The sequence below is a fragment of the uncultured Ellagibacter sp. genome (assembly GCF_934617235.1).
In the GTDB taxonomy this organism is placed as follows: Bacteria; Actinomycetota; Coriobacteriia; order Coriobacteriales; family Eggerthellaceae; genus Ellagibacter.
In genome coordinates, this window is record NZ_CAKTTZ010000029.1 from 1 (window position 1) to 19,279 (window position 19,279).

11 protein-coding genes and 1 tRNA gene are annotated in these 19,279 nt (G+C 62.6%); 2 read left to right on the forward strand and 10 right to left on the reverse strand.

Annotated features, from left to right (window positions below; all coding sequences use genetic code 11):
* From Q0G85_RS06730 to Q0G85_RS06750, 5 genes are all read right to left on the reverse strand, one after another.
* On the reverse strand, positions 1-6,494 hold a 6,494-nt coding region (locus tag Q0G85_RS06730), incomplete at its 3' end, for a leucine-rich repeat protein (protein ID WP_297156015.1).
* Between the two features lie 204 nt (positions 6,495-6,698).
* A complete protein-coding gene (locus tag Q0G85_RS06735; protein WP_297156017.1) occupies positions 6,699-8,042 on the reverse strand; it encodes a (Fe-S)-binding protein in 1,344 nt (447 codons plus the stop codon).
* Between the two features lie 241 nt (positions 8,043-8,283).
* Positions 8,284-9,474 carry an ABC transporter permease gene (locus Q0G85_RS06740; RefSeq protein WP_297156018.1) on the reverse strand — a complete coding sequence of 397 codons (1,191 nt, stop codon included), beginning with the start codon at positions 9,472-9,474 and terminating at the stop codon, positions 8,284-8,286.
* Positions 9,461-10,771 (reverse strand): ABC transporter permease, encoded by a 1,311-nt coding sequence (locus Q0G85_RS06745; protein WP_297156019.1) that lies wholly within the window; start codon positions 10,769-10,771, stop codon positions 9,461-9,463. Before Q0G85_RS06745 ends, Q0G85_RS06740 begins: the two co-directional genes overlap by 14 nt.
* A gap of 9 nt (positions 10,772-10,780) precedes the next feature.
* Positions 10,781-11,767, reverse strand: coding sequence for an ABC transporter ATP-binding protein (locus tag Q0G85_RS06750; protein WP_297156020.1), 987 nt, complete (start codon positions 11,765-11,767; stop codon positions 10,781-10,783).
* 240 nt (positions 11,768-12,007) lie between these two features.
* Here Q0G85_RS06750 and Q0G85_RS06755 point away from each other — a divergent pair, with 240 nt between their 5' ends.
* On the forward strand, positions 12,008-12,874 hold the full coding sequence (locus Q0G85_RS06755) for a LuxR C-terminal-related transcriptional regulator (RefSeq protein WP_297156022.1): 867 nt from the start codon (positions 12,008-12,010) through the stop codon (positions 12,872-12,874).
* A complete protein-coding gene (locus Q0G85_RS06760; protein ID WP_297156024.1) occupies positions 12,867-13,835 on the forward strand; it encodes an FAD:protein FMN transferase in 969 nt (322 codons plus the stop codon). Before Q0G85_RS06755 ends, Q0G85_RS06760 begins: the two co-directional genes overlap by 8 nt.
* A gap of 114 nt (positions 13,836-13,949) precedes the next feature.
* Here Q0G85_RS06760 and Q0G85_RS06765 read toward each other — a convergent pair.
* From Q0G85_RS06765 to Q0G85_RS06785, 5 genes are all read right to left on the reverse strand, one after another.
* Positions 13,950-14,025 (reverse strand) — tRNA-Phe (locus tag Q0G85_RS06765).
* Between the two features lie 88 nt (positions 14,026-14,113).
* Positions 14,114-14,701, reverse strand: a complete 588-nt coding sequence (locus Q0G85_RS06770) for an A24 family peptidase (RefSeq protein WP_297156026.1) — start codon at positions 14,699-14,701, stop codon at positions 14,114-14,116.
* 228 nt (positions 14,702-14,929) lie between these two features.
* Positions 14,930-16,240: a coproporphyrinogen III oxidase family protein gene (locus Q0G85_RS06775; protein WP_297156028.1), complete on the reverse strand. Its 1,311-nt coding sequence runs from the start codon at positions 16,238-16,240 to the stop codon at positions 14,930-14,932.
* A 180-nt stretch (positions 16,241-16,420) separates the two neighbouring features.
* Positions 16,421-17,713, reverse strand: coding sequence for a phosphoribosylamine--glycine ligase (purD, locus tag Q0G85_RS06780; protein WP_297156030.1), 1,293 nt, complete (start codon positions 17,711-17,713; stop codon positions 16,421-16,423).
* A 240-nt stretch (positions 17,714-17,953) separates the two neighbouring features.
* A complete protein-coding gene (locus Q0G85_RS06785) occupies positions 17,954-19,264 on the reverse strand; it encodes an adenylosuccinate synthase (RefSeq protein WP_297156032.1) in 1,311 nt (436 codons plus the stop codon).
* Positions 19,265-19,279 lie beyond the last annotated feature (15 nt).

Sequence of the window (19,279 nt, forward strand, 5' to 3'; positions counted from 1 at the left end):
AGCGACGACGGGTCGGCAGGCGTTCCCTTCAAGTTGTACAGAATGAGCAGCAGCTGCTCGCACGTGACCGGGTCGCTCGGCCCGAAGCCCGTGCGCTCGCCGTTCTCCCCTTCGTAGCCGTTGATCACGCCCGCGGAAACAGCCCAGTTCGCAGCACCCGTATACCACTCGCCGTCCGCCACATCGGGAAGGCCCGTCTCGTTCTTCGACTCTTCGGCGACGAACGCGGCCGCAGCGTCGGGGTCGGTGTATCGCCAAAGAATCATCGCCAGCTCGGCGCGCGTTAAGCTGTTCCCCACGCCGAAGGCATCGGAATCAGAATAGCCGCGCATGAGCCCCTTCGCGACCACGAACGAAACGCCAGGAGCGTACCACTCCCCGTAGTCGACGTCGCTGAACGTGGGCTCATCGGGGCCGGGATCCTCGCCACCGCCGGGGCCTGCGCCCTCGACCGTTACCGTGATGTTCAAGCGCTCAGAATACTCGTCTTCCAGCCCCTCTTTGTAAGCCGCGATGCGGTAGTAGCCGTTCTCCGTCAAGGTGATGGGACTAGAATAAATCTGTCGGCCCTCGTCGCGGCAGGGGCACGTGTTGTTCGTGCTGTAATAGATGGTCGCGCCCTCTTCGGCGGTGAGTTCAAGCTTCGTGCCCTGTGGCACCGTGACGTAGTTCTCCTTGGGAGCCGAAGCATCGAGCACCACGCTGCCGAGCGTTGCCGTGGGGCGAGCTGGGCGCACCTGATCAGTGCAAACGCGCACATCGACATCTTTCGAAAGCGTCGTGTCGCCAACGGAGACGATAAGTCCCGCGAGCCCGGAGAGAACGCCGTACACCTCGAAGGTCGCCTTGCCCTCGGCGTCGGTCACCGCAAAGTCCTCCGAGAACACGACAATTTCGGCGAAGTCGATCGCGGCATCTACCACCACGCCGGGAAGCGGATTGCCGCTTGCGTCATGCACGTATGCCACAATCTGGGCGCTTTCGCCTTCAACGACGGATATCCCCTGCTCAACATTGAGTTTCAGCTCTGCCGGACGCACGCCGACGACAAGGTCGCCGCTTCTGTGCACGCCGCCTTCAGCGCCAACTCCCACGTAGTTTCTCGCACCCGAAAGCACGAGGCTCACTGCCGATCCCGCTGCAAGCGACGTTGCCGGCTTGATGCGCAGCACGCGGGAAAGCGGCTTCCCGTCAGCGCCCGGGGCCGCATCAACCCACTCAAACGATGCGCTGCTTGGCAGGCCTTCCACCGCAAGCTGCGCCGTGGCCTCATCGCTTGCGTCCATGTACTGCGAGAACTCGATTTCCACACAGTCGGTGTAGGCATTTGCGCGCGTGACAGCCGGGGCCTCAGTCGAGACGAGCCCTAACATGATACCCATCTGGGCAGGCGGAACAGGAAGCCACGCAGACCGGGTCTCTTCATACCCGTCTTTCGTCACGCGAACCTGATACCAACCCGTTGGCGTATCCCAGTTGAATGCGCCGTTCGCGTCGGTGAGGATTGGGTTTTCCTGCTCGTACGAGCCGGCTTCCCACGTGCGCGCGTTCGTTCCCTCATCGTCGTCTGCCACCCAGATCTCTGCCGTGGCGCCCTCGACCAGGTTCGACTCGACCGCCTCGTACACGAAGCCCGACGGGTCAACCGCGACATTCGAACGGTACCTGGCATAGCGCGCCTCGAGCACGTTCTGCGCGTGCGCGTCCCCATGACCGGCGCGTTTGGCAAGCTCGGCGTCGGTCATCTCGCTCGGGTTCATCACAATCTTGCCCTCGCACGCGCGCTCGCGAAGCGCTTGGGCATACTCGTAATCGGCCTGGGCCGCATTGAGCTTTTCGGCGCGCAGCGTGTTCGCCGTAACCGACGAGGCATCGTTCACGGCGCCGATGGTCGAAAGCACCGCGCCCGCCGTGCCGCCGCTCGCGAGCGTCGCCGCGGCACCGCCTGCGGCCATCGTGATGGCAATCTTCGCGTTCGCCTCATCCTGGTGCGCCTGCACCTCGAGCAAATCGCGGAAGAGCTCGCCCTCGGAGAGCTCCTTGTTCATGGCATTGATGCATTTCCAGTCGTCGTCTGACTTCGGTTCCTTGCGCAACAGGTAGTCTCGCTGGAGTTTAAGCCCCTCAAGATCGCCCTTGAGCTGGTTGTATGCCTCCCACGAGGCCGCATAGTTGTTGATGGCGTCGTTGGCAGCATAGCAGGAAAGGCCTGCGTCGAGCGCGCCTAAGCCAGCGCCGAGCGGATTTCTCATCTTCGCCGTCACGCCCCACATCTTGGCCTCGATTTCCATGCCCTTGAGACGGCGCAGGTTCCGCGCGATCTTGCCCGCAAGCCCATCGACGCCGACCGTCTTGCCAAACTGGGTGAACGCCTTGCGATAGGGCGTCACGATGCCGACGATGTTGTCGTAGGTGCTTGCGGCAAGAGCAACCGAGTTCGTGTTGATCGACAGGCTCTGGTCGCTTTCGGCGATGTCCTCGAAATCGGCCTCGAGGTAGATCGGATCCTCTTCGTCGTCCTCGTAGAAGTAGGCGGTAAAGCCGCTCACCGTCTCGTCGTCGCTCTCCTTGAAGCCGGACTTGGCATCGAGCGCGCGATAGCTGCTCGTGTCGACCGCCTTGCGGCTCACCTTCACGCCCGCATTCTTCTGAAGCGAGGCGACAAATGCCTCCATCCATGAACCGTATTGGCCAAGCGAGCCCACGCCGATCATCTTGCCGATCTCGTCCTCGCAGCGCTGCAGCGACGCGTCGTTGCGCGAAACTGCGTTCTTAACAGCGGCGATGGCCGCCTTCGTCTCGGGATCGGCGCTCGCCTCGGCCGCCGCCCAATCGGCATACCATTCGTCATCGGGGCTGTAGGCACCGTCGAAGATCATCTTGTCGATAGTGACGCCATCAGCATTGCCACCCTCGGTGATGACATCGGAAGCGCTCCCGACCTCGCTTTTGATGGCGGCAGCCAACTCTTCTGCCGATTCGGTTGCACCAGCAGCCTCCGCATCCTCGGCAATCGCGTCGATCAAGGCGTCGAACTCCTGGTCGATTATCTGCGCCTCTTCGGCAAGTTCTTCGCTCCCCTTCACCAAAACGGTGTTGAACTGGGCGTTCTTCTCGTCAGCCGACTCCTTCGCCTTCTTCACGGTGGTATCGGCATCGATCGCCACGAGACCGAGCGAGGCACTTGAAATCGCGTAGGTTTGCGGCACGAACACGTTCTCGAACGCGCCGAGGCTCATAGTCCCGGTAAGCCCCTGGGCTTCGTAGTCTTTCACCATCGCGAGGTAGCTCTCATCGACGTATTCGCCGGTGAAGCGCACAGTACCCTGCCCCTCTTCGCGCTTCTTCAGGGGAACCTGCACCGTCTGCCCTCCCATGCAAAGCACGACAAGCGACAGCTCATCCTGCATCTGCACGCCGTCGGCAACGCTCAGCGTCAGATCGAACGTCCAGTAGGCGTTGCGCTTGTTGGCGAACTGATGACGGGTGATAAGGCCGTTGCCCGTCTCCTTGCCGTTCTCGATGAGCGTCTGCGTTGTGCCGCGATTCGTCACCTTGAACGTGTCCACCGTCGCGCGGGGAACGAACCTCACGTAAGCGGTATCGCAGGGATTGTTTGCAAGGGCAGCGCTCGCGGCGTCCGCAGAATCGCCCAGAGCCGCTGTCAGTTTCACGCGCTCGTTCACGATCACGCCGGCAGGGAGGTCGTATTCGAAGGTCGCATAGCCCAATGCGTTCGTCTGCTTCGGCGCAAGGGCGGCCCCGTCGCCAACCCTGAGCGCCGTCCACGTTCCGGGCTTCGCGTACACCTGCGCCTTGTTTCCGGAAAGCGCTGCCTCGTCGGAATCGAGCGATATGAAGCCGTCCATCGAGGTGAACGAGACGCTCCCCAGAGGCACCGTCTTGCCGTTGCTGAGCGCAAGCAAGGCGCTCACGCTGTACGACCCTTCGAGCAGCGGCACAGCGCGTATGTCGACCACGCGCGATGCGTTCGCCTCGTCGCCCGAAAGGCTGAACGACAACGAGCCGCCATCGAACGACCCTTCGATCCCGCTGATGATGCTATACGATTCGCCGGGTGCCGACACGGCGGCGCAAGGGCTTCCCACCTGGTCGCTCGTGAGCGACAGCATGAGCTTCTCGGCCTTGACCCCGTCGGTCAGGCCATAGCTCGCGCGCAAGGACACTTCTCCACCTACGACCGCCGAATTCCGCAGCGCGATGAAGCCGCACGTCTTCACACCGACCTGCTTGCGCCACGAGGAAACGTCGAACGCGGGAGCCTCCAGCACGACGGAGCTATCCTTGCCATCTTCGATGGAGATGGTCGCCTTCGCGTACTGCTCGCCCTCTTCAAGCCCCATGCGCAGGAAGGCGGAAAGCGTCGGCGTCGCGAGGTCGACACCGCTTTGGCTCACCGCGATCACCGTGTAGGTTCCTGCCTTGAGCTGCGGCGTCTTCGTCTTCATGATGGGCGTCACCCCATCGGCCTCGTATCCCATAAAGGACGTGTCGCCGCTCGCCACGCGCGCGCCCCGAGAGTCGAACACCATCACCGTGCTCGCGCCCGCAAACGGGCTTTTCACCTGCACCGTCGCCGTGCCCCACTGAGCGAGCTTCACATCGAAGGAGCCCGCTTCGGGTTTGGCGGAAACCGTCGCGCCCCCGAGCCTGAGCGCATCGGCGGGAACAACGGTAAGCGCGAGCGGCTCGTTCGCGTCCGCAAGCGCTTCGGACAGAACGATTCCCCAGCTCTGGCGCACGTAATCGGCGTCTTCGCCCTCTTTTAGCACCACGCCGTTTTGCGAAAGCGTAAGCGCGAGGTCGTCAGTGAGCGCCATTGGGGCATACAGGGGGCTGCCCGCCTCGTTCACGCCCGTTTGCGCCATCACGTTCACCGCCATGTTGCGCGAGGCGGGAATCTTCTCGAAGTCGCCCTCGGAAAGCACGCCGATATCCCAGGTTCCCTCCATCTCGGAAGCCTGGCGCGTGAAGGTCTTGTCGTAGTAGCCATCGAGGGAGACGCACACCGTCGCCGTCGCATTCGTGAACGCGGGCGCGGTAAACGACCCGTCCGCCGCGACCTCGATCGCCGTGCGCGTACCGTTTTGCAGCAGCACCGCGCTCGCGCCCGCGGGAATTGTGCCCGTGACCTGGACTTGCTCTTCCATCCACTGGAACGTGTAGGCGGGCTTGTCGGGGTTGTGCTCGTCGGTTTGCCCCTCGACCGAATCGGCGAAGCGCTTGATCCACGAGGGCTCGCCGCTCGAGTTGGTGTCGTAAGCGATGATCGTCTGCCCGATGGAGAAGGGGTTCACGTACTTCTTGCCGTCGAATTCCAGCGTGCCGCCGTACTCGTATTCCTCGAACGCAAAATCGGGGTTCATAACCCGCAGCACGACCGCGTTGCGAAGCCAGGTCGTCGACCCCGCCGCCGAGCGGATGACGGTGTTGTCGAACGCGTCCTCGCCCATAGACTGCAAGCTCGCGGGAAGCGTCACCTCGACGCCCTCAATCGACGGCATGCCCGCGCCGCCTACCGACATTCCGGAGAACGCGCGCTTGCCGATGTATTCCACGCTCGACCCGATGGTGATGGAGCGAACATGGCTGCAGCACCGAAACGCCTCGGACTCGATGCGCTTCACCGAGTCGGGAATGACGATCTCCGTGAACGGCTCGGGCGTTTCCCCCTGCACGTACGTTCTCGGCTCGCAGTATGCGAAGGCCATGTACCCAATTTCGGTCACGCTCGCGGGGATTGCCGCCACCACGTCATCCTCGAGCAGCGGGCATTCCCTGAACGCCTCCGCGGAGATGGTTGTGAATGCGGGATTATTCGGCCAGGCCACCGTGCGCAATTTCGCGCACTGGTAGAACGCGTTTTCCCCAAGCGCCTCCAGGCTATCGGGCAGCGAGACGGCCTCGACCGACGAGCCGCAAAACGCGCCCCACCCTAGTGCGACGACGGAATGCCCGTCGATCGAGGAGGGCATTTCGACCGCAGTCGCCCCGCCGTCGATGCCGGTGATGGTGATTGCGCTCGTCTGCTCATCGATAGTGAAATACATCTGGGCGGGCGTGGCCTCCCCTTCCACATACCCGTTGTCGTTTTCGGTCTTCAAGCCCGCAACGCCCTTCGAGGTGGCCCAGCGCTCGGCCTGCGCATCGTAGGTCGCCTCGGATGCGTCGCCTTGAAGCGCGATGCCCTCGCCTGAAGCCGCCTGCCCAGCAGAAACGCCGTCTTTTCCAGATGCTGCGGAGTCCTGCGCCGTAGCAGCTGCGTCGGTCGCGTCGGTCGCGGGTGCCGCATTCGCACCTGCCGCCGCAGCAGCAGCGCCGAGCGCGTCTTCGACTGCGGGCGCCGCGTCGGTTGCAGCTGCCGTGTCGGTCGCCGCTTCCGCAAACGCGGGCACAGGCACAAGCCCGAACGCGAGCACGCATGAGAGAGCGCACGCCAGGACCTTTCTTCTCGCCTTGCTCGTTTTGCTCATGAGAGCCTCCTCGCTTTCGGGAAATGAGTTCGAATCGGTCGGAAATCGATGCCAATCCATCTCATCATTATGAGAAAGCGAGCGCGATTGCCTAGGTTCATATATGCGAACCAAAGCGTTGACCAGCCCTTTTACGCGCAACCCGAAAATAGTCCTTCGCCGAAGGAGAGAGAGGGGGGAAGGGAGCAAAAGCCGGAAGGTTCCTTACGAGAAGAACGTGGCGTTCAGCCACGGGCCGTATTCACCCGTCCACATGGAGCCGAGCTGATCGAATACGACCGCCCAGTCGATGGTCTGCCCGAAGAACAGCTCCAGGTAGTTATGGCTGTCGATCACGCGGTCGGGCGTCGCCGACAAGTTCTCCTGCGCAATGGTGTACGTGCAGGTGGGGCACATGGTGACAAGTGTGTTCGCCCCCGTCGAGTGAGCCTCGTCCACCACACGCATGACGCGGCGCTTCGTGATGTCGGGGTCGTAGCCCGCAACCGCGCCACCGGCTCCGCAGCACAGCGTCTGCTTGCGGCGCTCGTCCATTTCGCGAATCTCAACCTGCGGCATATAGCGGCGCAGCACACCGCGAATCGCCCGACCATGGCGCCCATCGTGGCGATCGTGGCACGAGTCGAACACGGTGACGGAAGGCACCTCGGCAGGAGAGAGGCCCGCAGCGCGAACTGCGGCGGCGACATCTTCGGGCATACCGTCCGCGCGCATGGCGAGGCCCGCGGCGCGTTCCATTTCCAGGCCGCGCTCCAAGATGAGCTCGGGCAGCGGGATGATGTCGATGTCGTCAGCCATAAGATCGGCGAATTCCTCACCGCAACCAGGGCAAACGGTTACCATGCGCGTGATGCCCGCAGCTTTTATCTGGTCGAAAATCTTCTCACGATGCGCCGCGGCGCGGTCGAAGAACCCCGCGCTCATGAGCGGGCTTCCGCAGCAGTCGTCGGACATGCACCATTTGAATCCCGCAGCAGTAAGCCATTCGCCCACGCGACGAGTCAAATCGGGCGCATAGCTCACGAGCGAGCAGCCGGGGAAAAACACCGTGTCGAACGTTCCCGGCTCATACGCAGCCGCGTCGCGCAGTGCGACGATTTCGGGATAGCCAATGCCGAAGATGGCGCGGTAAGCGCTGAAGATGTGCCATTCGTTGTCAACCATCGTGAGCTTTTCGGGCTGGTAGAGCCCCGATTCCATGAACAGCTCGCGCCAGTCGCGCATGCGGTCGGGGGCGAGCATATGAACCGCGCAGTCGGCCGTGCAGTAGCCGCAGAAGCAGCAGCGCCGAAGCGCGTGGTACATGTCGTAGTTCGCCTGCATGAGCTCGGCCACCGCGGAGGGGCGCTCGTCGACGGGAAGGGACATGATGCGCTCGTAAGCTTCCTGAACCATGCCCACGTCAAGGCCCGGCTCCTTCAGCACCTCGCAGCGAAGCGTGCAACGTTTGCAATGCGCGCACTGCATTTTCTTGTTTGCCCAGCGTGAAAGGATGCTGAGCGCAGGAGAATCCGCCTGGTCGATTTCGGCCAGCTCATCTGCGGTCAATTTCCGCACCCTCGATTGTTTGAATTGCCCCGTCTTCATGGGGAACAGTGTAGCGCAAGGGAAACCCGAAGCATACGAAGAAACGCCACCTGAGCGAAGCAATCTCGCGAAAGGATAGGAAGCGAACCCGAACGCGACCCGGCGAGCGACCGCGAACGCGATCCGGCGGGGGCGTTCGACCACGAGAGCAGGCGCGAGCGGGGGGGCGCGAACGCGACCCGGACACGGAGCGCCCCGGCCCCTACACGCCGCGCTCCCTCAGCCTGACTCGACCGAGCGCGACCGCGAGAATGCCGATCACGACGGCCCATAAAAGCGTCACGCCGATTTCGCCGCCCGCTTGCGCAAGGACGCCGCCCGTGATGTCGGGCGCTTCCGCAACCATCGTCATCGCGTCAGTCGCCCAGAAGAACGGCGTGAACGAGGCGGCGACCCGCACGCCCTCTCCCATGACCGACAGGGGAATCCACGCGCCGCTGAAAAAGCTGCACACGAGGCCCGCGATATTGCCGACGCCATTTACCATCGACTCGCTCGCGCCGATCTGCCACAGAAGGAACCCCACCGCGCCGCCGACAAGCGAGAAGGCAAGCTGCGCCGACACGATTACGACAATCCCGGGAAGAGGAGCACCTGTCTGAATCGGGTGCATCGCGACAAGGCCGATCGCCGCCACCAAAGCCCAAACGAACAGGGAAATCGCAACACATGCCAGCAGAATTTGCGACCCGTAGCGACCACTCGGAACCGGCCCCGCCGTCAGGCGCCTGCGCACTTCGGTGCGCTGAAGCGCCGCCAAGCCCGCCGCAATGAAGATGGAGGGCGCCGCGAACAGCGCATAGGCGGAAAACGCCGCATAGTTCAGATAGTCCGCAGGAATGCCCTCCGATTCCACCGAAACGAGCTCGACCGGCGTCTCGCTTCCGCACGCCTCGTTGGCTGCCTCGACGATTCCCGCGGCATCGCCTTGCGCATCCGTCGCCGCAAACCCGTAGAGCGACTGGACATAGGAGCGAACCCGCTGGTCAGCAAGTGCGCCGCGTGCGCCTTGGTAGCTCACCACCGTCTCGAGCGCCGGAGCATCAGCCCCCGTCCGCGCCGCTTCCAGAAAATCGCGCTCGAACCCTTCGGGGATGATAAGCACATAGCTGGCGAAGTCCTTTGCCGCGGCATCCTGCAGCCCGAAGACGCTGTCCTCCACGGACACGGGGACGGCGTCGGCCAAAGCCCAATCGGCGAGCGCCTCGGAGAGCGTCGTGTTGTCGCGATCGACCACCGCCACCTTCGGCTTATCTTCCTGAAATTCCCCCGGCGCAGACGTCTGGAGCGCCCCCGACCCAACAAGCGCGATAGCGGTGAAGGCGACCACATAGATGAGAAGATACTGCCAATGCCGCACCACAACCTTGAGGGCAAGCTTAAAGACGGTCATAGTTCTGCCTCCTCATCAGCAGCGCCGCAACAGCGAGGAACGCAAGCGCCATCACGGCGAGCACTCCAAGCGTCGTGAAGAAAGGCTGCAGGGTATCGTAATAGGTCAAGTCGTAAAACGCGTTTGCCGCCTCGGCCGCCGGGTTCACGACCAACGCCCAGGGAGCGCTTTGCGACAGGTGGTCGGAAAGCTGCATGGCAGGCTCGCCGTACAATCCGGCGAACAGGGAGCAGAAGCAAGTCACGCCGGTGGCCAGGCCAAGCTTGCCCGACTGGGGCATTTTCGGGATAGCGCCCAGAACCGCGCCCAGCCCTGTCGCCATGAGCGCGCACACCGCGAGCGCCACCACGGCGAGACCTTCCCGTCCGCCGAATTCCACGCCAAGCACCACGCGCATGAACGCAAAGGCCACAAGCAGCGCGAGGAAGGAAACGGTGAAGCTCGCGGCCATGGCGGTGAGGAGCTGGCGGGCGGGGGACATCGCCGACACCTGGCGACGAGCCCCCACCGCGGCGGTGTTCGCGCGCGTCGCCGACACCGCGACGAGCGACACCGTGATGCTCATAAGCGAGGCGAACCCCAGAAGCGCATAGTAGTAGCGCACCGTGCCGCTCGATGCGGAGCGCAGCACCTCGACCTGTTGCGTTTTCACCGCGTCCGACATGAACGACTGAGCTGCGCTTGCGGCCTCGGGGCTTTGCGCGAAGGCCGCGATGTCGGCGTCCGACGGCGCCGCGAGGGCAGCGTCGGCGGGAGTCGCCTCGGAGGTCACGGCATCGGCGGGGGCCGCGACGTCGGCACCCACAGGCGCATTCGCAGCGCCCGCGCCCGAAGACGCCCCGCGCAAAAACGATTGCTTCATCTCGCCGTAGATCTGACGATATTGATCGAGCACCGCGCGCACGATGCTCTGGTCGAGCGTGTCGGTGGCAAGCGGCGACACCGACATCGACGGCAGCGCCTCGTCGTCAAGCCAAATTGCCGCCGCCGCATCGCCTGAGAGCACCGCGGCCTGCGCCTCGTCGATTGTGGGATATTCGGTCACGACAAGCAGCTGGTCATCGCCTGATTTCGACACCTCCTCGAGCATCTCGCGGAAGAAGACGGCGCGATCCGAGTGGTAGTTCTCGTCCGCAACGATGGCGCACGGCGCGGGATCGGCGCGGTAATACTCGTCGAAGTGGGCGAACATCACGTTGAACAGCGACGCCAAGATCAGCGGAAACGCCAGCACCCAGATGACGATGTCACGCTGCCGCAGCAGCATTCGCACGGTATGGCAATAAAGCGCACGCATGGCCATCCCCTAGTCCCGAAGCTCGCGGCCGGTGATTTCGAGGAACACATCGTTGAGCGTTGGCGGATCGGAGTACACGCGCCCCACCCGCACGCGCGCGGCGCCAAGCGCCCCGAGCACATCCATGAGGTTATGCTCGCTCGCCTCGCACGACACGCGGATCTCGCCGTCCGCGAACACGCTCTCGATAACAGAGGGAAGCTCGCGAACGGTGCTCGCCGCAGCCTTGCCGCGGGAATCCGATACGCCAGGGAGTTCCACCACGATTTTCTCTCCCACCGAAATCATGCGCTTCAACTGGTCATTTGTCCCTTGCGCCAAAATGCGGCCGCCGTCCATGATCATGATGCGCGAGCAGATCTGCTCGACTTCCTCCATGTAATGGCTCGTGTAGACCACCGTCGCGCCCTCGTCGCGCAGCCTTAAGATGCCGCCCAAGATGGAATTGCGGCTCTGCGGGTCGACCGCGACGGTAGGCTCGTCGAAGAAGATAAGCTCGGGTCGGTGCGCGATGCCGCACGCGATGTTCAGCCTGCGCAGAAGACCGCCCGAGAGCTTCTTCGGGCGCATCCGGCGATAATCCTCGAGCCCGACGAATTCGATGGCCTCATCCACCATCTCGCGGCGGGCGTCCTTGTCGTTTACGTACAGCGCGCAGAAGCAGTCGACGTTCTCGGCAACGGTAAGCTCGTCGAACACGGCGACCTGCTGCGGCACGACGCCGATGCGGCGCTTCAGGTCGTAGCGCACGGGCGACATCTTCTCGCCGAACAGGCGGATGTCCCCCTTGTCATAGGTCAAAAGCTGCAGAATGCAATTCATCGCCGTGGTTTTCCCGCACCCGTTCGGTCCCAAAAGCCCGAACACCTCGCCCTGCCCGATGCGCAGGTTGAGGTGGTCGAGCGCAAGCACATCACCGTATCGCTTCACCAGATTGTCGACCTCGACCACGCACGGCGCGCCGTTTCCGTCGGCCTTATGCGGCAGTTCGCTCATCGCGCTTCCTTCCTGCAAGTCTTCCCAACGAATGGGCCTCGAAATGAGAGGGCCCGATTGCGGGTGCGCCCGAAGTTGCGCCTTCCCGCCTTCTCCATAGTGCGGCAAGTGCGCCTTTCAAGCCAGTGACTTTTGTCATTCCTTTATATTTCCGCTGGTAAAGTGTGTTTTTACCAAATGGCCACATGTGCATGAAGACGCGCGGAGAAAAGGGGCGCGCAGGTTTGGTACCATGCAGCCATGGACAGAATCACGGACAAGGCAATCGTTCTCGCATGCTGTTTGGCCGTTGCGGGTTGCGAGCTTTCGGGGGAAGGCGCCGTCTCGATGGCGCAGGGAAACTACGAGCAGGCACTCCCCTTTGCCGTAGCTATGCTCGGAGCCCTCTGTTGCGCGCTTTTGCGCGAGGCGTCGTCGCGCCCCGCCGTTTTCTCGACGCATGCGGCATATTGCCTTATCGCCTGCGTGGCTCCTGCCGCAGCCGCCTTCACTCCGCTCATCGCCTACGATTGCACCCGGTGCGCCCACGAGCCGAACGCCTTGCGAGCCCTTTGCGCGCTTGCGGTCGTGCCGTTTCTCGCCTGCGCGGCAACGCAGGGGCTTGCGCCCCTCGCGACGGGAGAGCTCGCCTGCGCCCTAGCGGCATCGATCGCGCTTTCCGCTCGCACGAGCCGCTCCGCCGCACGGCAGGCGATTGCGCATCTTACCCGGGACGCCATGGAGTCGCAAGCCATCGCGCTGCGCACGCAAAACAAGCGCCTCGCAACGGAGGTGGAGGCGCTCAACGAGGAGCGAGAAGCCGCCGCGATCGACGGGGCGAGCGGGTCTGGCGGGTCTGGCGGATCCGGCGGGTCTGGCGGGCCCGGCGGGGCAGCTGGCGAAGGAAACCCCGTGCGCCCCGCAGCCTTCGCCTGCCTGACCGAGCGTGAATACGAGGTGGCGTGCCTCGTTGCACAAGGCCTGGACAACCGCGAGATTGCGGCGACGGCATACCTGAGCGAGGGCACCGTTCGCAACAACATCAGCAGCATTCTCTCGAAGATGGGCCTGAAGAACCGAACGCAAATCGCCGTCGCGTACTACAAGGAGCGCAGACAGCATGGATAGTGCGGCACATGACGCGATTCCCCAAGAGGACTTCCTCGAAACGAGCGGCCCCAACGAGGCGGGCCTGGTCACGCAGCGATTTTTCGCGTTCAATACGGCGATCACGCTGCAGGCGTTTGCGGACGAGCGTACCTGCCTCGCCGCATTCGAACGCGTGCGGGAGGATGCGCGCAGGTTCGAGCGGCTCTTCTCGAGGACGCTTCCCCACTCCGATATCGCTCGTGTGAATGCGGCAGGTGGCAGCGCCGTCGAAATCGCACCCGACACGGCAAAGCTTCTGGAATGCGCGCTTGCCTACTGCGCCGACAGCGCCGGCCGATTCGACATCACGATGGGCACCGCCGTGCAGCTCTGGGACCTGCGGCGCGCGGTTATCCCCTCGCAGGATGCCCTTCGCGAGGCGATCGGCCACGTCGACTGGCGCGGCGTCCGCGTATGGGAAGACGGCGGGCGCCACCTCGCCCAGATAAACGACCCGCAAGCCGCAATCGACGTCGGGGGAATCGCCAAGGGATGGATCGCCGACAGCTTCACGCAAACGCTCATCGAAGAGGGCTTGGAGAATTTCCTTATCAACCTAGGAGGAAACGTGGTGGCGCACGGCGAGAAACCCGGCGGTGCGCCATGGAACATCGGCATCCGCGACCCCCGCGAGGAAGGCGCTATCATCGGCGCGCTGCCGATTCGCAATGCTTCGACCGTGACAAGCGGAATCTACGAGCGCTGCTGCGAGGTCGACGGGAAGTTCTACCACCATATCCTCTCGCCCGAAACGGGAATGCCCGTCCAGACCGACGTGGCAGGCGTGACCGTCGTCGCCGACCGATCGATCGACGCCGAGGGCTATTCCACCACCCTGCTCGCACTTGGCACCGCGCAAGGGCTCGCATTCGCCCGCAAGCACCCCGCCATCCGCAAGGCGATTTTCGTCACCCGCGACAGCAACGTGATCGAGTCGTAGCGACGCCCGCCAGCACCGGGTTCGCCCCCTCGCTCCACTCGAAAGGACGTGCGCGAACCTCGACAAATGAGCTGGAAATACAAAAGACCCCGCCGAAGCGGGGCCTTGAGTTTATGGTGGTCAGAGGGGGACTTGAACCCTCGGCACGCGGATTTTCAGTCCGCTGCTCTACCAACTGAGCTACCTGACCATAAGTGCTTGCCTTTCGCGGAGAATCCGTTCGAGCAAACGCAAGATAGTATTTTATGGCAAACGGTGAAGCGTGTCAACAACTATTTTCAAAGTATCGAGGCAACCAAAACGCCGACGAGAATCGCCGGGGCAAACGGAAACGTACGGGAGCCAACCCCTCCCCCGTCTTTGCGAACGCGCGAGACCACCTGCATCGCGAGAACGGCGAGACACGCCGCGAACAAACACCACAGCCCCCGTTCCCATCCGAGGAACAAGCCGACCGCCGCGAGCAGCTTCACGTCGCCGCCTCCCATGGAGGGACGCTGAGTGAAATGCTCGAACGCGAGCGAAGCCGCAAGCGAGCCGCCCCCGAGCACAAGCGCCCCCACAACCCCATCGCCAAGCGTCAGGCCGAAAGGAGCAAGCCCCATGGTCGCAACGGAGGCAACCGAGCCCCTAAGCCAAGCCTGCGCACCCACGTCGAAACCACCAGCAGAGCAGGCGAGGACCATCGCAACAAGCAGCACGCGCGCAGCAAGCCAAAGCACCGCGATCGCGCCCACCAGCTTGTTGGGAATCCTCCTCTCGCGCAAGTCTATCGCGCTCGCCCAGGCGAGCAGCGCAAGGAAAAGCGCAAAGGACACCCCGCCCACATACGCCGGAGCGCTGGAAACGATGGTAACTACGCTCATCGGGCGCCCTCTCTATAGGAGTACAGCGACTTCGTGGTCATTTGAGCGAGTTATGCGACATTCGTTTCGCTTGACGCTCAGCGAGCAAAAGTTGCGACCAGGCCTTTTGCTGCCGAAGCCCCTTTTGCTCGCAGATACTCGCCCCTTTTCGACATTTTAGGCGCGCACAACTCGCTCAAATGACCACCAACTACGGGTTGTGCTCCATACGGCCGGCCCAACGCCGTCCTAGCAGCCGAACAGAAGCTCCTTTTCCTCGCCCGGAAGTGCCGCGCGCGCTTGATCGCGCAGATTGTTCACACCGATGAAGAACTGGCGCATCATGACCACCATAAGGTAGCGGCCCTTCGGCGTCAGCGTGATTTCCTCGTCGTTGTTCGTGGCAAAAGCGCCCGCAGCCGTCATGAACGCCATCTCGGCGGGAAGACCCACCTCAATCGAGCAGCCAAAATCCTCCTTGAACTGCTTCTTGTCCAAACGAAGGCCGAACAGCTGCATCATGAAGCGATAGCGCATGCGGTCGCGCTTGGAGAAATGCGTCTTGCCCATGATGGACATGCGGCCGCTCTCTATCTTCTCGTTGTATTGGCCGACCGAGAACGTGTTCACGTACATGTTCTCGCCCAGATACGTGATGCCGCCCGAGCCGATTGCCGGGTACTCCTCGTAGTCGACCACGTACTCGTCGATCATCGCGTCGTCGCCTGCGGCACCCGTGCCCAGACGATTGAACGTCCAAGCGCTGCCGTTCTCGAACAGCGGCTTGTCACCGCCGATCAAAAGCTCGCAGATGATCTCATAGAAACGCTGCTCGCGCTTGTAGTCAACCTTGCCCACCGTGCGCGCGAGGGATCGTTGCACGCTCGGCGACGCCATGAGCGGGTAAAACGTGGTCTGGCTCGCGCCGCTTTCGATCACGCGCTCGATGTCGTTGATCAGGATATCCTCGGTCTGCGCGGGGAAGTTGAAGATCATGTCGGCGTTCATGGACACGAAATACGGGCTTGCCTCCTGGATGCGTTCCATGATTTCTTGGCCGCAGCCGTACTTTTCGTAGCGATCCATCTGCTTGAGCAGGCCATCATCGAAGCTTTGCACGCCGACGGAAAGGCGATCGACGCGCCCTTTCAGCTTCTCGAGGTAGCTCGGGATGAGGTGGTTCGGGTTGGTCTCGGACGACACTTCCTTAATGGAGAAGTTCTCGCGCGCCATGTCAATCGTCTCGCACAGCTCGTCGATCATGATAGTAGGCGTGCCTCCACCGATGTAGACGCTCTCGAAATCGTAGCCCAAATCCTTGAGCATCATCATCTCTTTGCGCATGTTGGCGAAGTAGGGTTTCGCGCGCTCTTCCTTGAACGGGAATCGGTTGAACGAACAATACGGGCACAAGCGCTCGCAAAACGGCACATGCATATAGAGCATGTAGCGCTGACCAGGCTTTGGCGGAAACACCTTCACGTCATCGGTCGGCGTGAGCTTCAGATATTGATTCGAGCACGCGCGAACCACCGTGCTCAGCATTCGTTCAGAAAGCATATTCTAACTTCTTCCCTGTTATATAGCCTTCGGCGCCGCACTCGTAAGGGGGCCGAAATTCAAACTCCGACGCTTGTACCGCACGCAGTTCCTCACGGCAGGCAACCCAGAGGGCCGTCCTTGCAAGTCCAAACTGCTCGAACACGGCGTTAAGCGTCGGGGTCCAAGTTCGTAACGTTCTTATCCCCAGGCGGAACGGCCGCGTGCGGCTTTCGCGCCGATATCGGTGCGGAACTGCTTACCCTCGAAGCTGATGAGGTCGCAGGCAGCATAGGCGCGCTCGCGAGCCTCCTCGAAGGTCTTGCCGAGCGCTACCACGTTGAGCACGCGCCCGCCGGCCGTGACGAGCTCGCCGTCGGCGTTATGGCTGGTCCCTGCGTGGAAGACTGACACGCCATCGAGCGTCTCGGCCTCGTCGATTCCCAAGATGACCTTGCCCTTCTCGTAGGTGCCCGGGTATCCCGCGCTCGCGAGCACGACGCATACCGCCCATTCGTCGGCCCACTCGAGCGACACGTCGTCGGCACGGCCCTCGGCCACAGCGCACATCACGTCGACCAGGTCGGTCTTCAGGCGAGGGAGAATGACCTGCGTCTCGGGATCGCCGAAGCGCACGTTGAACTCCACGATCTTCGGCCCTGCGGGAGTCAACATGAAGCCGCCGTAGAGCACGCCGCGGTAATCGCGCGTGCCGTCGGTCGCCGCCGTGGCAGCTGCCGCCTTGTCTATGATGGCCACCATAGACGCCATCTCCTCGTCGGTCACGATGGGCACCGGCGAGTAAACGCCCATGCCGCCCGTGTTCGGGCCCTCGTCGCCGTCGAACGCGCGCTTGTGATCCTGAGCGGGGGCCATGGGGAACGCCTTACCATCCACCACGAAGGCGAGCAGCGAGCACTCGGGGCCGGTCATGCACTCCTCGATGAGAACGGTCTTGCCGGCATCGCCGAACTTGCCGTCGAAGCACTCGCGAACAGCGTCTTCGGCCTCTTCGACCGTCGACGCGACGACGACGCCCTTGCCAGCCGCCAAGCCATCTGCCTTCACCACGATGGGCGCGCCCTGCTCGCGAATGTAGGCAATCGCAGGCTCGCAGGCATCGAACGTGGCATATGCCGCCGTCGGGATGCCGTGCTCTTCCATGAACGCCTTGCTGTGTGCCTTGCTTCCCTCGAGCAGCGCGCCTGCAGCGTCGGGTCCGAAGACCGCGACCCCCGCATCGCGCAGCTCGTCGGCGACACCCGCGACAAGCGGGGCTTCAGGGCCTACGACCACAAGGTCGATGCCGCGCTCGCGCACGAACGCCAACACGGACGATCCGCTCATCATGTCGACGTCGCCAACGTTGGTCGCGACCAACGCCGTGCCTCCGTTACCAGGAGCGACAAACAGCTCATCGCACTTGGGGGAGCGAGAAAGCGCCCACGCGATCGCATGCTCGCGACCGCCGCTGCCAAGCACCAATATGTTCATAACAAACCCTTTCTCCCAGGTTCGCCGAATACAAACAAGGAAAGCTCACGAGCCGAACCACGAAACCCGCAGGTCGAACAAAAGTCAACGAGCACGGCTCTGGCGAGTGCAGCTGGCGTGAAAAGATTTCGACGCGTACTTTAAGGTACGTAAGAAATCTTTGGAGCGCCAGCTGCGCCGCCAGAGCCGCGCGCAGCGGCGGCTCGTTGCGCGGGCCGTAAGGCCCGCGCACCCCATAGCTTACCAGCCGCGCATGATGGTCTGATCGCGATCGGGGCCAACCGCCACGATCGAGATCTTCACACCCGTGATCTCTTCAAGATGCTCAACGTACTTCTGCGCGTTTTCGGGCAGCTCCTCGAAGGACTTGCACGCCGTGATGTCCTCGCCCTTCCAGCCAGGAAGCTCCTCATAGATGGGCTTGGCATGGAACAGCACGCTTTGCTGCATGGGGAAATAGTCGTAGCGCTTGCCGTTGCATTCGTAGGCGACGCACACCTTGATCGTGTCGAAGGCGGAAAGTACATCGAGCTTGGTCAGCGCCACGTCGGTGAGGCCGTTGACCTCTGCGGCATAGCGCGCGATGACCGCGTCGAACCATCCGCAGCGACGCTTGCGGCCGGTGGTCACGCCGAATTCGTGGCCCACAGAGCACAGAAGCTCACCATTTTCGGCTTCTTCGCCCACGCCGCCGTCTTCGGGGAAGCGCTGCTCAGTGGGGAACGGGCCGCCGCCGACGCGCGTCACGTAGGCCTTCTCGATGCCGAGCACGCGATCGATATTCACAGGACCCACGCCCGAGCCCGTCGCCGCGCCGCCCGCGCAGCAAGAAGAGGAGGTCACATAGGGATAAGTGCCATGGTCGATGTCGAGCAGCGTGCCCTGCGCGCCCTCGAACAGCACGGACTTGCCCTCACGCAGCGCGCTGTTGAGCATGTGCGCGGTTTCAGCCATGTAAGGCTTCAGGATGCGCGCGTAAGGCAGGTATTCCTCGCAGATTTCTTCGACCGTATAGGTGTGGAGGCCGTAGATCTTGCTCAAAACGGGATTCTTCTGCTTGAGAGCGGTTTCAACCTTCAAGCGGAAGATCTTCTCATCGAACAAATCCTGGATGCGGATGCCCTTGCGAGCCGCTTTATCCTGATAGCACGGGCCGATGCCGCGCTTGGTGGTTCCGATTTTGTGCTCGCCGAGGCTCTTCTCGTCAGCACCGTCGAGGTCTTTGTGCCACGGCATGATGACATGCGCGTCGCAGCTGATCTTCAGGTTCTTGCACGAAATGCCCTCAGCCTGGAGCATCGCCATTTCTTTCACGAGCACACCCGGGTCGACGACAACGCCGTTGCCGATGACGGGGATGGCGTTCTCGTACATGACGCCGGAGGGCATCAGGTGCAACGCCAGCTTCTTGTCGCCATGGATAACGGTGTGACCCGCGTTGTTTCCACCCTGGTAGCGTACGACGTAATCGTACTTGCTCGCAATGAGGTCGGTGATCTTACCCTTGCCTTCGTCGCCCCACTGGGCACCGACGAGAACTGTACTGGGCATGAGCTTTCATCCTTT

Excerpts from the sequence above, each read along its gene's own strand:
- Q0G85_RS06760 (WP_297156024.1), top strand. The coding sequence starts at position 12,867 with ATGGATAGTGCGGCACATGACGCGATTCCCCAAGAGGACTTCCTCGAA.
- Q0G85_RS06740 (WP_297156018.1), bottom strand. The coding sequence starts at position 9,474 with ATGACCGTCTTTAAGCTTGCCCTCAAGGTTGTGGTGCGGCATTGGCAG.
- Q0G85_RS06745 (WP_297156019.1), bottom strand. The coding sequence starts at position 10,771 with ATGCGTGCGCTTTATTGCCATACCGTGCGAATGCTGCTGCGGCAGCGT.
- purD (WP_297156030.1), bottom strand. The coding sequence starts at position 17,713 with ATGAACATATTGGTGCTTGGCAGCGGCGGTCGCGAGCATGCGATCGCG.
- Q0G85_RS06750 (WP_297156020.1), bottom strand. The coding sequence starts at position 11,767 with ATGAGCGAACTGCCGCATAAGGCCGACGGAAACGGCGCGCCGTGCGTG.
- Q0G85_RS06775 (WP_297156028.1), bottom strand. The coding sequence starts at position 16,240 with ATGCTTTCTGAACGAATGCTGAGCACGGTGGTTCGCGCGTGCTCGAAT.
- Q0G85_RS06785 (WP_297156032.1), bottom strand. The coding sequence starts at position 19,264 with ATGCCCAGTACAGTTCTCGTCGGTGCCCAGTGGGGCGACGAAGGCAAG.
- Q0G85_RS06770 (WP_297156026.1), bottom strand. The coding sequence starts at position 14,701 with ATGAGCGTAGTTACCATCGTTTCCAGCGCTCCGGCGTATGTGGGCGGG.
- Q0G85_RS06755 (WP_297156022.1), top strand. The coding sequence starts at position 12,008 with ATGGACAGAATCACGGACAAGGCAATCGTTCTCGCATGCTGTTTGGCC.